The sequence below is a fragment of the Endozoicomonas sp. 8E genome, assembly GCF_032883915.1.
Classification (GTDB): Bacteria; Pseudomonadota; Gammaproteobacteria; order Pseudomonadales; family Endozoicomonadaceae; genus Endozoicomonas_A.
On the sequence record NZ_CP120717.1, the window covers coordinates 916,769 to 932,218 of the forward strand.

The 15,450-nt window shown below is 48.0% G+C and carries 11 protein-coding genes; 6 read left to right on the top strand and 5 right to left on the bottom strand.

Annotation, left to right across the window (positions count from 1 at the left end):
• Nucleotides 1–31 precede the first annotated feature (31 nt).
• From P6910_RS03775 to P6910_RS03790, 4 genes are all read left to right on the top strand, one after another.
• Nucleotides 32–1,723: a ShlB/FhaC/HecB family hemolysin secretion/activation protein gene (locus tag P6910_RS03775; protein WP_317144950.1), complete on the top strand. Its 1,692-nt coding sequence runs from the start codon at nt 32–34 to the stop codon at nt 1,721–1,723.
• 62 nt (nt 1,724–1,785) lie between these two features.
• Nucleotides 1,786–3,024 carry a restriction endonuclease gene (locus P6910_RS03780; RefSeq protein ID WP_317144951.1) on the top strand — a complete coding sequence of 413 codons (1,239 nt, stop codon included), beginning with the start codon at nt 1,786–1,788 and terminating at the stop codon, nt 3,022–3,024.
• Between the two features lie 84 nt (nt 3,025–3,108).
• Nucleotides 3,109–3,237 (top strand): hypothetical protein, encoded by a 129-nt coding sequence (locus P6910_RS03785; protein WP_317144952.1) that lies wholly within the window; start codon nt 3,109–3,111, stop codon nt 3,235–3,237.
• Nucleotides 3,238–3,607: 370 nt separating this feature from the next.
• On the top strand, nt 3,608–4,171 hold the full coding sequence (locus P6910_RS03790; RefSeq protein ID WP_317144953.1) for a hypothetical protein: 564 nt from the start codon (nt 3,608–3,610) through the stop codon (nt 4,169–4,171).
• Between the two features lie 144 nt (nt 4,172–4,315).
• Here P6910_RS03790 and P6910_RS03795 read toward each other — a convergent pair whose 3' ends face one another.
• Genes P6910_RS03795 through P6910_RS03810 form a run of 4 tightly spaced genes read right to left on the bottom strand, consistent with a single transcriptional unit; the run spans nt 4,316 to nt 10,537 of the window.
• Nucleotides 4,316–5,962, bottom strand: coding sequence for a dipeptide ABC transporter ATP-binding protein (locus P6910_RS03795; protein ID WP_317144954.1), 1,647 nt, complete (start codon nt 5,960–5,962; stop codon nt 4,316–4,318).
• A 1-nt stretch (nt 5,963) separates the two neighbouring features.
• Nucleotides 5,964–7,334 (bottom strand): ABC transporter permease, encoded by a 1,371-nt coding sequence (locus P6910_RS03800; RefSeq protein WP_317144955.1) that lies wholly within the window; start codon nt 7,332–7,334, stop codon nt 5,964–5,966.
• A gap of 10 nt (nt 7,335–7,344) precedes the next feature.
• Nucleotides 7,345–8,322, bottom strand: a complete 978-nt coding sequence (locus P6910_RS03805; protein WP_317144956.1) for an ABC transporter permease — start codon at nt 8,320–8,322, stop codon at nt 7,345–7,347.
• A gap of 43 nt (nt 8,323–8,365) precedes the next feature.
• On the bottom strand, nt 8,366–10,537 hold the full coding sequence (locus tag P6910_RS03810) for an ABC transporter substrate-binding protein (RefSeq protein ID WP_317144957.1): 2,172 nt from the start codon (nt 10,535–10,537) through the stop codon (nt 8,366–8,368).
• Between the two features lie 756 nt (nt 10,538–11,293).
• Between P6910_RS03810 and P6910_RS03815 the strand changes: the two genes are divergently transcribed.
• Nucleotides 11,294–13,072 (top strand): ABC transporter transmembrane domain-containing protein, encoded by a 1,779-nt coding sequence (locus P6910_RS03815; protein WP_317144958.1) that lies wholly within the window; start codon nt 11,294–11,296, stop codon nt 13,070–13,072.
• Between the two features lie 22 nt (nt 13,073–13,094).
• Here the strand turns inward: P6910_RS03815 and P6910_RS03820 are convergent, their stop codons facing one another.
• Nucleotides 13,095–13,526 (bottom strand): hypothetical protein, encoded by a 432-nt coding sequence (locus tag P6910_RS03820; protein ID WP_317144959.1) that lies wholly within the window; start codon nt 13,524–13,526, stop codon nt 13,095–13,097.
• Nucleotides 13,527–13,680: 154 nt separating this feature from the next.
• Between P6910_RS03820 and P6910_RS03825 the strand changes: the two genes are divergently transcribed.
• Nucleotides 13,681–15,441 (top strand): ABC transporter ATP-binding protein, encoded by a 1,761-nt coding sequence (locus P6910_RS03825; RefSeq protein WP_317144960.1) that lies wholly within the window; start codon nt 13,681–13,683, stop codon nt 15,439–15,441.
• The last annotated feature ends 9 nt before the right edge of the window (nt 15,442–15,450 follow it).

Consider the following 15,450-nt stretch of genomic DNA (forward strand, 5'->3'; position numbering starts at 1 on the left):
CCTGTCCAGTGATGGGCAGGCCTGGGAGTAGATGTACTTGGACGCGTATAACAAGAAAAATAATGCTTGCAGAAAGCGACTTTTCTCTAAATTCCATTTCTCATTGAATGCAGCCGGACTGGCTTTATGCAGTCTCTGGCTGCAATCAACGGTCACTTTGGCCACACAACTACCGCTGCCAGACCCTTCGGGAAATCTCAGCAGAGACATTGAGAGGCAGAAAGAGCATCTGTTAGAGCCTGAACTGAAAAAAAAGACACCAACTGTGAAGAAGGATCAGGAGCCGGAAGCGGTTCAGGAAAGCGGTGGTCCGGTGCTTCTTTTGCAGGGCATTCGTTTCACGGAATCCAGACATCTGTCCCATGAGGAATTGCAGTCGCTGGCAGAGCCATGGCTCGGCAAAGAGGTCAATTATCAGGATCTGCAAACCCTGCTTGGAGCCGTCAATACACTCTACAAGAGCAAGGGCATTTACACGGCCGCTGCAGTGTTTCCGGAACAGAAAATAGAGAACGGGCTGGTCAGTATCAGACTGGTGGAAGGTCGCTTTGGTGAACTGGTTTTTTCTGGCGAAGTGGAAGAGGATGACAGAGAGTATTTTCAGCAGTGGATCAATACAGACTGGCAGAAAGACTCCATCGATGTTGAAGCGCTGGAGCGGGATATCCTGTTTTATAACCGGGTTCACGGCCAGAGATTGCAGTCAGAGCTTAAGGCCGGTCAGGCGTTTGGATTGACCGATGTTGTTGTTCAGATTCCTGAATCGGAAGAAGGAGCGTCGCTCTATTTTGATAACCACGGCACTGAAAACGCCGGAGAAGAGCAGTTAAGTCTGCTCTACCAGAAAACGTCGGTGTTCAGCCATGGCGACAAATTATTGGGCTATGGCCTGACGTCTGATGGCCTGAAGTCATTCAGCGCCAGCTACAACCGGGTGGTGGGCGAAGAGGGCTGGAGACTGGGAGGCAGTTTCCAGTACACCGACAGCGAGCTGGAAATCACGACAGTTGATGTCGACGTTACAGGTGACACGACACGTTACACCCTGGATGCCAGTTACCTGTTCTGGTCCGACATCGATGGCTGGCTGAACCTGCTTTTTTCTGCCAGCAGTACCCGTTCGGAAAACGCTGTTGCGGATGAACCTTTGTCGGACTACCGTAATGACCAGCTGCAGTTTGGGCAGGAATTGAATCTGCTGGACGACAACTGGCAGGTTAATGGCCGACTGCTGTTCAGCAGGCTGCGCAGCAAGTCCATTCTGAATGATGATGTGCGCTACCTGAGTTTGTTGAACCCGAGCCTGACCCTGATCTATAACTTTGACTCGCCACTCTATGTGCTGTCCTCATGGGAGGCTCAGTGGGCCAATGAAGCAACTCTGCCTTCGAGTCTTGGCTTTGCTCTCGGAGGGTTGTACAGCATTCGAGGCTATAACAACAGTGCTGTGACCGGTGATAAAGGCTGGCGTCAGCAGACAGAGCTGCACTACTCTGGCCTCTACTATCGACAGAGCGCAATCGAACCCTTTGTCTTTCTTGATCATGGCGAGACAAGGATGCCCGGTTCCCACGAAAAACTCACCTCCGCTGGCCTGGGGACAAAAGTCTCTGCCGAATGGGGCGCTCTGGAAATCACCGCCGCCCAGACGCTCGAGCCGGTGGGTGTCTCAGGGAATGACTTTCGGGTTTATGCGCGGTTTAGTCTGACCAGCTGGGATTGAGATGCTTTGAGCATCAAACAGGTTGCCAGGAAGCCTCCCAAAATAATAAGAGGGCGTCACCATTGAATCGTGATCCAGAAGGAATCTCTCATAAAGGTGTTTTGACTCTGAAGCATCTTCAGGAGATGGACTGGAAGCACTTCGAGATCCTGTGTCGAGATTACTATAGGGCTGCTGGATATAAGGCATCACTCAGTGGTATTGGGGCTGATGGTGGAGTTGATATTGTCCTAAAGCATGAAAATCCTGGTAGTCAAAAGCTGATCAACTATATCCAGTGTAAGGCCTGGTCTCATCAGAAAGTCGGCGTTAAAGCTGTTCGAGAGCTGTATGGAGTAATGGCCTCTGATAGTGTCACTTCAGGGATATTTATTACAGCTAGTGACTTCACGAGAGATGCGATATCTTTTGCCAAAGATAAAGACTTGGAGCTGATTAGTGGTGAGGGGCTGCTGAACTTAATTGGAAAATTGTCAGCAGAACAGCAGCAAAAACTGACAAATAATGCGCTGCAGGGGAACTACACAACTCCAACCTGCCCAAGCTGCGATGTGAAAATGGTGCTCAGAACCAGTAGTAAGGGTAAGAGTCAGGGGCAGCAGTTTTGGGGCTGTATAAATTTTCCACACTGCCGGCAGAGACTTCATATAAAGAGTAAGTTTGCTAAAACGAAACCAAAATCGATTAATACTTTAAAGTCATCCACTGCAACTATTGTCAGCAATAGCTCCATTAAAAATGATGTTGAGATTTCCCTGTCAAGTCTAAAGAATAATCAAAGGCAATATCTTAGAATCAAGTCTCCTCCCAAGCAGTCTGGCAAGCTTACAAAGCTGTTGATTGCTGGAGGCTTTGGTGTTGTTACATTTGTATTAATTATGAATATGTTCTCTGCGATTTTCTCCAGTTTTCAGGAGTCGTTTATATCTAAAAGCAAAGTGGTAGCTCAACAACAGAAAGCTCCTGCAATTCAGCAGAAGAGAGAAAGTGTCGTAGAAACTGCAAGTATTACCGAAGCAGAGATAAATGACCAGATAGTTAGTACCAGAAAAATTACTCCGCAGACAGCAGTATTCAAACTTGAGCCTGTAGTGAGACCAACATTAGGTACCAGTGCTCAGGAGCGTCTGAGAACAAAAGATTGGAAAGCAAAAAATCAGGCTTGGCTCGATTGGTATAAAAAACCTTGGGGCTGTGAGAACTGGCGTTCTGATGAACACATGGTGAATTGCACGAACCACAAAATGAAAGCAAAGAAAGAATTTGACTCTCTCTGGTCACAAGGGAAAATTCCACCTTAATTATTCTGTCTAATAAATTTTATGGGTCTCCTAATTATTCTTCTCTTGATTATGCTTTGGCGGAACAAAGTAAAAGGAGGAAGGATGAGTACCAAGAAAATCAGTCACACGACATCAGCTGGTGGCAGCGTTTTTGGTGATTTGGGTTTTACTCCCGAAGAGGTGGTCATGCTGCAAAAACTGGGTCGTTCGCTAATGCTCAAGGTTGCCTGAGGTATAGAATAAGCACTCCAATCCCTCCTTATCACTAAAACCCTCCTTTGTAGTAGCCTGAGCATGAAAATTGGCATGGCAGATTTTTTTTCACAGTAAAAAAAGCAGTGTTAGAAATGAGTATCTATACTTGAGCCTTGGGTTAATTCGGGAATCTGATAAAGCGGAGTGCTTCTCTTTCTTCTGCTATCTGATTGACGACATCTTGTCGTTAGTCTCGAGTGAGTTGGTAAAAATACGACCGGTGACGTTCGTTTGTTTTTCTGCAGATGAATAAACGGCGGCTGGAATTTTTTACGTGACCTTGGCTCTGGTTAAAGCGGCTTCGTGATATTCCCGGATTATAACATCAGAAGAGGCTTTTTTAGTTATGAAAGTTTTAATGGCTATTCCTGTTGGTATACTCCTTTCCGGTTTCCTGTCCACAGCATCCGCAGCAGAAGTGACATTCAGAGATGAAACGGTGGGTTTAGGTTATGGCTTTAGTGCAATAGCTGCAGGTTTTCAACATAATGCTTTTAGATATTTCAGGAAGGTGGGTGGCCTGAAGGCCGCTTTGGACAGTTTTGTTAAGTCTGGTGTTTATCTTCCCGTCAGTACCAGTATCAGTCTCCAGAATGTGAACAATGACCTTCATCCCACTGATGCCAGGTATCCTCAGGGGAGTGTGGCCTGGTCCTTTGATAGTCCCGATGTTTATAAGCCCACCTATACTTTCACTGTTTTTGCAGGTGGCAGATTTTATTATCCTGATGAGCGGCCGTACATGATCACACTGTCAGTGGATGGTAGAGATTACGGTCCAGTGAAAACAAACAAGGAGAGTAACTGGTCTCCCACTTTCTTCAGCAAAGTACCTTTTTCAGATAGCAGTGATGTGGTTATAACCCTGTCCCCGATAGCGCAAGACGAGCCTCAGAGTAATGAACTTTGAGTCTCAAACATTCCGGACAGTTTTTCGCTATCGGGTTCATGTCTTCAGGGTGTAGAGCCTGATTATCTTCTCGGATGCATTCCGGGCGTTGTAACGAGCCAGAACCCTCGCCCACTGCTGCGCGTGATGGGCGGGGAGTGTCAGTTAACGCACTTCCGGAACAGCGCTGAGCAGCCTACGAGTGTAATCATGCTGAGGTCTGGTCATTACATCTTCGGTATAGCCCTGTTCGACAACCTTGCCTCCCTGCATCACCGCGACCCGATGAGCCAGATGAGGGATGATTGAAAGGTCGTGAGTAATGAACAGATACGAGACTTGCAGCTCTCTTTGCAACTCCAGCAACAGATCCATGACTTCTGAGCGGATAGATACATCCAGTGCGCTGGTGGGTTCATCACAAATGATCAGGTCAGGTTCAACCGCAAGCGCCCGGGCGATGGCTATGCGCTGACGCTGACCACCAGAAAACTCGTGGGAATAGCGGTAGCGGTGCTCAGGCTCCAGCTGAACCCTCTTCAGAAGCGATTCAACACGTTGTTCCCTTTCAGCTTTGCTCAGACCCATCTTCAGGCTAACCATACCTTCTTCGATAATGTCACCCACCGTCATACGTGGGTTCATGGAAGAATAAGGGCTTTGGAAGATGACCTGGATTTTTTTGCGAAGGGGCAACATTTCCCTGCGGGAAAGCGCGTGAATTTTCCGGTGGTTGTACCAGATCTCACCACCGGTCGCTTTTTCCAGGTTAAGAATGGCACGGCCGGTGGTGGATTTGCCACAACCCGATTCTCCAACCAGAGCCAGTGTTTCACCTTTGGCGATGGAGAAGCTGATGCCATTAACCGCTTTGGTGTAATCGTGAACTCTCTGGAGGATTCCCTTTCGAATGGGGAAGTGAACTTCCAGATTGTCTACCTTCAACAAGGGAGTAGGATGGGTCTGGGGCCGGTAAGCGTCCATGTCAGGCAGACTGTTAATCAGACGACGGCTGTATTCTTCACGAGGATTCTCAAAGAAATCATCACAGCTGCCTTCTTCAATGATCTGGCCCTGATACATAACGCCAACACGGTCAGCGGTTTCACGAACTACGCCCATATCATGGGTAATCAACAAGACCGCCAGGTCACGGCTGATGGTTAATGCTTTTACCAGCTCCAGAATCTGCTTCTGAATGGTGACATCCAGGGCGGTGGTGGGCTCATCTGCCAGCAGAATATCCGGTTCACAGGCCAGAGCCATAGCAATCATAACCCGCTGCTGCTGACCACCGGACATCTGATGGGGATACCAGTCTACACGTTTATCCGGGTCAGGAAGGCCGACTTCTTCAAACAGTTGGGCAGTGCGTTTTCTGATCTCGTCACCGGTCAGCTTGGTGTGTATTTTCAGGGTTTCTGCAATCTGGTCACCCACTTTTTGAACCGGATTCAGAGAGGTCAGGGCATCCTGAAAGATCATGGCGATCTTTTTACCACGAATGGAACCCATTTCCTGCTCGGTCAGGGCAAACAGGTTGGTGTCATCTTGCCGGATTTTTCCCTGAGTGATTTTCAGAGCATCGGGCAGAAGACGCATGATCGACAACGATGTCACCGACTTGCCACTGCCTGACTCGCCAACCAATGCAAAGACTTCACCCTTGTTCAGGTGGAAACTGACGTCTTTTAGAATCCGGGTGTCGGGTTCATGCCTGAGGACAACATTAAGATTGGATACGTGCAGTGCTGGTTCTTTGTTCTCTGCCGCTTTGGCCATGTTCTCGCTTGAGGCTTCTGTAATGCTCATATCAGGCGGCCTCCAAATGGGTTTTGGGATTAAAGGCGTCATTGACAAGGTCCGAGAACAGGTTGGCTGCCAGCACCAGAACAAACATCAGGGTAAAAGCGCCTGCAAGGTTCCACCAGACAGCGGGTACCCGACTGAGTTCTGCGCTGCCTGCACTGATCATATTACCCCAGCTGTGCATTGAAGAGTCGACTCCTACACCGATGTAGGCAAGTACTGCCTCGGCCAATACCAGACCACTGAAGTCGAGAACAAATATGATCAGGATGATATGGGTTACATTGGGCAGAATGTGTTTGGCGATGATTCTGGCATGACTGACGCCGAAAGCATGGGCAGCCTGGACATAGTCAAGTTGACTGATTTTCAGGGTTTCTGCTCTGAGCAGACGACAGAGGGTGGCCCAGCTGGTAACTCCGAGAATAAAGCACAGGCCGATGAATTTGGCATCACCTTTTTCAAGTCCGGTACTAAAGTAATCAGGGTTCAGGTCAATCCAGATCTGGAACAACAGAGCGGAGGCTGCAATTAAAAGAAGACCCGGAATAGAGCTGAGAGTTGTATACAAATACTGAATAATGTCGTCTACCCAACCTTTGAAATAACCAGCGGCTATTCCAAGGGAAATGGCAATAGGCATCATGATCAAAGTAGCCAGAGTGCCAATCAACATGGCGGTGCGAATACCTTTGAGGCATTTGTAGAGAACATCGTTACCTGCTTTATCTGTGCCCAGGATGTGATAAAGGGAGCCGACGTGAATCATCCAGGTGAGCAGGCAAATAATAATGGCCAGAGTGATATAGGCCGTTTTCCATGGGTAGATGCTGTTTTTGCCTTTCATCCAATAGGCATGGGCGGCAATCAGAAGGGCACTGATCACCAGGCCAGTGAGAAGCGCCTGAAATGATTGCAGGGCAATATCCACAGGCCTGTCATCAGAGGATTCCAGATGCTTACCTGCATGTTTCAAGCTGGCATAATCCCGGTAAGTATTGCCCTGTTCATCTTGCATATTTTCCTTGGAGTATGATTTCAGTGAGAAGGGGGCTGAATAGGTTTTTTCCTTGTCCTCTCCCATTTCGCCCAGCAACAGATCCAGAATACTGTTTATATGGCTGGAGTAATAAACGTCACTTTGCTTCTGACCTTCAACAGACTCGATCGCCTTGCGAAAATGCAGTGAATCCAGAACACCTATGACAATGTAGGTGAGAATAATCAGAAAGCAGGACATGCCCAGTCGGGAACGAAAAACTCTGCTCCAGCGTTCACGGCTCTGGTTGTTGCGAATGATACTGACAATGAATGTGATCATGGCTGCCAGAAGGATAAACAGCAATGCATCACTCCACAAAATAACCGTTTTCATGGATGCTCTCCTAGTTCAGCCTGACGCGGGGATCGACCAGTGTGTATGCAATGTCAGTGGCAATCAGACCTATGATGTAGAGTACTGAGCCAATAAACACCATTGTTCTGACAATGGCGAAGTCCTGGGATTTGAGAGCATCAATCATGTAACTGCCCAGGCCCGGGATGCCAAAGAAGGATTCCATCACCAGGCTGCCCATAAACAGCATTGGAATGACAATCACAATATTGGTCAGAATCGGGATCATGGTGTTGGGCAGAATGTGCCGAAACAGCACGCTGACTTCGCTTACTCCTTTTGCCCTTGCCGTGCGCGCGTAATCCTGATCCGCTTCCTCCAGGAACAGTGTTCGGTAGAGTCTGGCTCCGGCTCCGGTACCGGCAATGACACCAATAACAACCGGAAGAATCATAAACCTGAAGGCATCCAGCCCGGGCTGGAAACCGGACACAGGCACCAGATTCCACAAACGGGTAACCAGATACTGGCCACCAATGATGTAAAACAGGTAAGAGACAGACATCAAACCAACAAAAGAGACCACAAACACTTTCTCAAGTCCGGTATTGCGAAACATAACTACTAAAAGGGCTATGCTGATATTGACCCAAAGCCCGATGAGCAGTGTTGGCAGGGCAAACATGACGCTGGGCCACATGCGCTGGGAAACATCGCTGGTAATATCCCGCCCGCTCTCTGACCGTCCAAAGTCAAAGGTGAAGAGACTGATGGATTTGTTGAAAAAGATGGTTTCTGTCAGTGCTTTCAGACCTTCCTCTTCGTGATTGAAAAACAGGGGCTGGTGGTAGCCATTCGTCTCTTTCCAGAGTTCAATAGCTTCCTCAGTGACGTATTTATCCCCCAGCTGAGCCCGTGCCATATCGTCAGGGGTGTTCACCACAAAGAAGAGTAAAAAAGTAATTAGATTGACACCAATAAGAATAGGAATGGCGTAAATCAGTCGTCTGATAATATAAGCAAGCATGGTAGAACGTCCTAAAACCTGAAAATTATTCTTCAGCCTTTTATTAGCTGTCGGTATTTATGACCAGCCTCTGTCGTCGTCTATAGGCGCGAATCGCAGGAACAAATAAGGCGACAAAAATACCCACGCCTGCCACCAGAGGGACAAGATTGGGTTGGTTCCATTCAGTCTGTTTTTGTTTTCTCACTTCTGAATCGATCTTCAGGTATTTAAGGGTAGCCTTGGAGATGCCATGACGTTTGGTATTAGAAACCCACTGGTTGTTCAGGTAGTACTCCTTCGGGTATTCGCCGGTAAACCAGGGAACATCGGCACGAACCTGATCCAACATTTCGGCGATTAACTGATTACGCTCCGGGCCGGGTTGCATGGTCTTCATCTGCTTGTAGAGCTTGTTGTAGCGAGGGTTGTTATAGTTGGCATTGTTGTTGCCGTCGCATTGACAGGCGACAGGGCTTTGAGGGCCATAAAGCAAGAACAGAAAATTCTCGGGATCAGGGTAATCGGCCAGCCAGCCATAGGAGAACATTTGGTGGTTCCCTGTGCTCATTTTCTCTTTATAGCGATTCCAGTCTGTCGCTCTGAGCTCTAGCTCTATGCCGAGTTTTTTGAGCTGGCGTTTTTGCCAGTCTTCACGGCTTTTGCTGGTGGCTTGGGCCTGAATATCCAGGTAGAGCTTCAAAGGCTTACCTGTTTTGGCATCCCGACCATTGGGGTAGCCCGCTTCAGCCAAAAGCTGTTTGGCGTATTCAATGTCTTTGCGAACAGCCTTGCCATTTTTCCAGTCGTGGGTGTAGGGATTGATGCCTGCCTCTGCTTTCAGAGAACCTTCAATACCGGGAGGAATGGGCCCCATGAAAGGAATGGCGGAGCCGTTTCGGAATATTTCGATATATTCTTCAGAATTCCAGGCAATGGAGATAGCCTGACGCAGCTTTTGCTTTTGCGGGGAGTAACCACCCACCACATCGTCCAGCATATTGAAGCCCATATAGTAGACTGCGGGCTTTACATCCTGGGACAGAGTGATCTGTCTGTCTTGCATTTCACCGGTAAGCTCCACACCCTCAGGACCGATGGTCAAGGCCTGGTCAAAGTTTTGGGTGACGTTGCCGTGGTTTTCTCCTGAGCGGTCGTAATAACCCTGCAGGAACTTGGTCCACATGGGCAAAACTTCTTTGTCCAGGCTGTAAATGGCTTTATCTATGAAAGGTACCTTTGCTCCAGCATCGGCAAGCAACCCTGCCTCTTTATCACCGGGGGCTCCTTCAGTGGGATAAAAATCATCCCTGAAGTTAGGATTTCGTTCCAGAATGATTTCCCTGTTAGGGTCATTCCTGGTCATCATGTAGGCACCTGTGCCTACTGGATACCAATCCAGAGTCAGGTTGTTGTCTTTGAAGCCGGGATTGTTATAGAAGCGATCCGCTTCCCAGGGGATGGGAGCAAAAAAGTGCATGGCCAGCCAGTAAGAGAACTGGGGGTAGATACCTTTTATAGTAATAGAGAAAGTCCGCTCATCAACTCTTTCCAGTCCCTTCATTTTGAATTCACGAAGATCCAGCCACCCGTCTCTTTCAACAGTTCTTAATTCGGCAGTCAGTTCACTCATGCCGTCTATGTACTGAGCAAGGAAGGCAATTAAGGGTGCTTTATTGTGAGGGTCGGCAATCCTTTTGATCTGATAAAGAAAGTCGTCTGCATCCAGTGGTCGGGTCGCCGTCTGATCAAAGTCGGAAAGTGCTCTGTAGTTTACGGTTTCACTTTCATCGTCAAAAAGATAGACGTAACCGCCTTCACTGTTTTTGGCGAACGCCGGGTGAGGCTGATAAATAATGCCTTCCCTGAGGGTGATGGTGTATTGACTGAAGGCGACGTCAAGACTGTCAGCGGCGACCTCCTCATGGCTGGCGTTAAGATAACGAACTTCTGGCATGGATTCAGCCACCAGAGGTTGCAGTTCATAAGGCCTTTTCAGAAAGTGATAACCAAGAGGAGGTTCGTAGATCTGGTCGATCAGCATACTTTCATCAGTGCTGTATGAAATAGCCGGATCAAAGTGCTGAGGGGGGAGCTGAAAATTGGTGTAGTAGACAGTCTTGTTCTGATGATCAGAACTTTCCTGATGAGGATTATTCCAGGGACCTGAGCAGCCCGTCAGCAGAGTGAAAGCTGTCAGTGTGGCAGCCAGATATCTGGTTGCTTTTCGGTTCATAATAACTTCATCCCCGTTTTCTAATAATTGTTCGTCGATGTCAGAGCTACTGGGTCATGACCGGTGTTTTAATAGTCGGGTAATGTCTGTCAAGTGTCTTGTTTTAGGATTCTACTTATTTGTCAGAGAAACGTCATCTAAAGCAGAACTCCAGTCGTTTTAGTAAAATCCTGGCAATGATCTGCCAGATGCGACGGAGTCTGTAACAGTCTGTTTTTTCTCAAAATCTGTTGCATCAGTTATACGACTAAGAAATAATGATTATTCCTGATGCTTTTATCCTGCAGAAGGATAAAGATAGCGCTAATAGACAGCACTACCAAGTACTATTAAACAGCACCTCTAATCTCGGCCAACAGCTGGAAAGCAGCCTGATCTTCAACCAATACATGGTCTGCATCATCAAGAATAAAAGGTGAAGGAGTACAACATGAACAATACCGCCCAAAAGACCTTTATCATGTCTAAAGCCACCCATACCGGCAATATCTGTCGTGTTGTCCATGTGGCAGGTCAGGGCGGAATGCTGACCCCCCTGCCTTGACGATCCGTCAGCACTGACCGGAAAGGGTCAAACAGTGTTAGGAGCAATCCATTTAGAGCAACCAATGTAGAGCGAATGCATTCGCTGTAACCTTTTATCTGTATTGGTTTAAAAAAGAATTTTAAAAAGTTGTATTGACTTGTTTCGGTACCCTGCAGGTTTGGCTTTGGTCGTCTGTCTGTGAGCTGTATTCAAGTATTTCGGGGGAAGTAATGGATATTTTCTGGAACCTCGGATGGTTCTTTAAGCGCCACTGGCAGCGCTACTGTTGTTGTGTCCTTTTTTTGGTCCTCGTCTCTATCGCGGAAATGCTGCCGCCCTGGCTGATCGGGAAGTTGGTGGATGATATTCAAGCGGGCGACTTGTCCAGAGGTGACATCACTAAACCTGTGTTGCTGATCGCTCTCATCGGTGTGCTGGTGTACGTCTTCAGAAATGGCTGGAGAGTTCTGTTGTTCGGTGGTGCTATTGAGCTGGGCCGGGTAATGAGAAGTCGTCTGTTTCATCACTTTACCCGAATGTCGCCAGAGTTTTATCACCGCCATAAAACCGGTGATTTGATGGCCCACGCAACGAATGATGTGAGAGCAATTGAAGTCACCGCTGCTGAAGGTGTTTTGACCCTGGTGGATTCGATTATCGCCGGAACTGCCGTAGTTGTAGCCATGATTTGGGTGTGCGGTTGGCAGATGACGGTCGTGGCCATCATGCCTTTTCCAGTCATGGCCTGGCTCATGTTTCACTACGCCTCCCTATTACATAAGCGTTTTCGCACGGCACAGGAAACTTTTTCTGAACTGAATAATCGGGTTCAGGAGTCTGTTTCAGGAATAAGAACGATTCGGGCCCATTATTTGAGTCAGGCCCAGAAAGTTAAATTCAGGGAAAGATCTGAACAAACCAATGATGCCAACCTGAAGGTGGCCCGTGTTGATGCACTGTTTGATCCAACCATCGTTTTGTGTGTTTGCCTCTCCATTATGGCAAGTCTTGGCTTCGGCTCATGGCGCATAGCTAACGGTCTCATGACTGTGGGAGAGCTGACGGCATTCACCATTTATCTGGGTCTTCTGGTATGGCCCATGTTGGCTTTTGGTTGGCTCTTCAACATAGTGGAGCGTGGCAGTGCATCCCTGAATCGCCTGCAAAAACTGATGGCAGAGCAGCCGGATGTGGAAGACAGAGCGGCTGATGTGCAGGAAAAGCCCGAAGGGGATATTGCGTTTTCAATCAGCGCCTTCACTCATCCGGGGGCTGAACAAAAATCTCTGGGGCCACTGAATTTTCGGGTAGAAAAAGGAGCTTTTGTCGGAATCTGCGGTCGAACAGGCAGCGGTAAAACGACCCTGTTCAGACTCTTACTGAGGGAATATGAGCAGGAGGGTGTATCCATAAAAATAGGGGGGCGACACCATGACTCCGTGAGTTTGGATGCTCTGAGAAGTTGCTTTGCCCTGGTATCTCAGGAGCCTTTCCTGTTCTCCGCGACGATTGCTGACAATATTGCTTTTGGACGACAAGGCGTTGCTCGCAGTGACATTGAGCGAGTAGCAAAACTGGCCTGTGTTCATGATGACATTCTGGGCTTTACCGAAGGTTATGAAACTATGCTGGGGGAGAAAGGTATCAACCTATCAGGGGGGCAGAAACAGAGGATCACTATTGCCCGCGCCCTGTTGTTGGAAGCGGATATTTTGCTCTTTGATGATGCATTCTGTTCTCTGGACATGAAGACAGAAGCACAGATTCTGGACAATCTGATGAACAGTGACCGACAGCAAACGTTGCTTCTGATTACCCAAAGACTGACCAACCTCCATAGAGCCGATCAATTGATCGTTCTGGAGCAGGGGGAGATATCAGAGTCCGGCAGTCACAACGAGCTGGTCAGAAGCGGGGGCTGGTATTCACGCATCTTCCAGCGTCAGGCCATGGAGATTTCAGCTCAGGAAAAGAGCGAGGAGGGCGTAGAGCAGTTGGCTGCAAGTTGATACTGGCAGCCGTATGAGGAACTTATTGAACAGGTAGACGTTGACGGATCAGGAGTTCAAGACCTGCTATATCGCTGCGTATGCTGGATACATCATCCTTGAGTGAGGCAACATCACTTTTAAGTGTGGAAACATCACTTTTAAGTGAGGCAACATCACTTTTGAGTGTGTCAACATCACTTTTGAGAGAAGAAGAATCACTCCGCAAAGTGCTTATTTCTCCATGGATAACAGCGAACTCTTCATCGACACGCTTAAACCCGGCCATAGTCGCTTGGGTTAGGGCCGAAAGATCTGACCTGACCAGACTAATGTCTTTTTCAACCCGGTCAAATCGACGATCTATCCGGTCAGATTGATCCCGATTATGGTGTTCGTGTTCCAGTACATCGACCCGTGTTTCAAGGTTACTGTGATTTTCCTCAAGTAGCTCAATCCTCGGCTCAAGAGACATATAACTTTCTCCATTCTTATTGATAGTGGAGGAAGCTTAGCAGAGCAGATTCTGACCGTGATTAAAAAAATAATAGAAGAAGTGTGTGGTGATAGAAAAACTACATAAGGAGTGAACCCTGGAAAGGTTAGATAAAAAGGAGCAGTTCAGAAGATTGCTTCGTTATGGATTGCCTTATAAAAACAGGCTGATTCTGAGTTTTACCCTGCTGATGATAGCAACGGCTGCAGGGCTGACAGCACCGGTCATCATGAAAATGTTTATTGATGATCATGTGGTGCCGGGTAACTGGCAAGTAGCCCCTATGGTCATGATGGCATTCGTATTTCTCAACTTGTATTTGCTGGATGCAGTGATGACCTGGCTGGAGACCCTGCTGTTCCAGAAAGTGGCTCTGGCTATTGTGCACGACATACGCCTGCAGGTGTTTAATCACCTCTTTCGTTTACCTATGGCTTATTTTGAGAGGGAGCCAGTGGGTAAGCTGGTATCCAGTGTGACCAACGACACCGAAACGATCAAGGATCTGTTTGTCACCGCTTTGCCAGAGACATTAAAAGGTGCCATTACGGTGGTCGGTGTGGTGATCGCGATGTTTTTGCTGAATGCCAGGCTGGCCTGGTTCTGTATAGCGATATTGCCATTTATTCTGGGCTGTATTTACCTCTATCAGAAATTCAGCCATCCGGTATTTCATTCCTCAAGGGCTCTGCTGAGTGAAATCAATACCCGGGTGAATGAATCCATTCAAGGCATGTCTGTCATTCAGACGCTGTGCCAGCAAAAGCGGGTCAGTGAGCAATTTGAAGCGGCTAACAGGGAATATAAAGAGGTACAAAATCGACTGGTGCGTATCAACGGTCTTTTATTGAGGCCGATGGTGCATCTTGCTTCAGCCTTGGCTTTGGCATTGATGGTGGGGGGCTTTACGGGACAGGCGCTGAATGGTCCGATTGAAATTGGTTTGCTCTATGCCTTTATCAACTATCTGGATCGAATGTTTGAGCCGCTGACTCAGGTCACTATGCAAATGGAGGTACTTCAACAGTCGGTCGTATCAGCGGAGCGAGTATTTAGACTCATGGATGAGTCTGTTGAATCCGGGCAGGAAAGCATCAAAGAGTCTCTGATCTCAAAAGGAAAAATTGAATTCAGAGAGGTAGAGCTTTCTTACGACGGTAAAAACAAGGCGCTGGACGGCATTACCTTTACGGCGGAGCCCGGACAATTTATTGCTCTGGTCGGTCATACCGGCAGTGGCAAGAGTTCTATTGTCAACCTGCTGATGCGATTCTATCAGTATCAGAGTGGACAGATTCTGATTGATGGTCAGCCTCTGTCCAGCTTTCCTGAAAAAGAATTGAGGCAGCAATTGGGATTGGTTTTCCAGGAACCCTTTGTGTTTGAAGGCAGTATTGCCGAGAACATTCATCTCGGTCATGAACATGTGACGGAGAAAGAGATGTGGCATGCTGCGCAACTGGTTCAGGCGGCAGAATTTATAGAAAAGTTGCCGGACGGTTATGCCCAGGTACTGGGTGAAAGGGGGCAATCGCTGTCCAGTGGTCAAAAACAGCTGTTGTCGTTTGCAAGAACACTGGCCCAGAACCCCGGCATTCTGATCATGGACGAAGCGACGGCCAATGTTGACAGTGAAACGGAGCAGGCCATCAAGCAAGGTTTGAAAACCTTACGGGAAGGCCGGACCACAGTGGCTATCGCACACCGTTTAACCACGATAGAAGATGCTGACCAGATTCTGGTCATGGAAAAGGGACGGATAGTACAACGGGGGACTCACCAGCAATTGCTGGCAGAGCCGGGCCTGTATCTCGATATGTACCAGTCCCAGAGAAACCAGATGGAGGGTGAGTCACCGCTGGCAGAGGCCAAACCATTCCAGCCAGTGATGTAAGTGTCTCAA

What these genes read in the sequence shown, in the direction of transcription:
- P6910_RS03795 (WP_317144954.1), bottom strand. Translation starts at nt 5,962, where the DNA reads ATGAGCATTACAGAAGCCTCAAGCGAGAACATGGCCAAAGCGGCAGAG.
- P6910_RS03775 (WP_317144950.1), top strand. Translation starts at nt 32, where the DNA reads ATGTACTTGGACGCGTATAACAAGAAAAATAATGCTTGCAGAAAGCGA.
- P6910_RS03815 (WP_317144958.1), top strand. Translation starts at nt 11,294, where the DNA reads ATGGATATTTTCTGGAACCTCGGATGGTTCTTTAAGCGCCACTGGCAG.
- P6910_RS03785 (WP_317144952.1), top strand. Translation starts at nt 3,109, where the DNA reads ATGAGTACCAAGAAAATCAGTCACACGACATCAGCTGGTGGCAGCGTT.
- P6910_RS03800 (WP_317144955.1), bottom strand. Translation starts at nt 7,334, where the DNA reads ATGAAAACGGTTATTTTGTGGAGTGATGCATTGCTGTTTATCCTTCTG.
- P6910_RS03805 (WP_317144956.1), bottom strand. Translation starts at nt 8,322, where the DNA reads ATGCTTGCTTATATTATCAGACGACTGATTTACGCCATTCCTATTCTT.
- P6910_RS03820 (WP_317144959.1), bottom strand. Translation starts at nt 13,526, where the DNA reads ATGTCTCTTGAGCCGAGGATTGAGCTACTTGAGGAAAATCACAGTAAC.
- P6910_RS03790 (WP_317144953.1), top strand. Translation starts at nt 3,608, where the DNA reads ATGAAAGTTTTAATGGCTATTCCTGTTGGTATACTCCTTTCCGGTTTC.
- P6910_RS03810 (WP_317144957.1), bottom strand. Translation starts at nt 10,537, where the DNA reads ATGAACCGAAAAGCAACCAGATATCTGGCTGCCACACTGACAGCTTTC.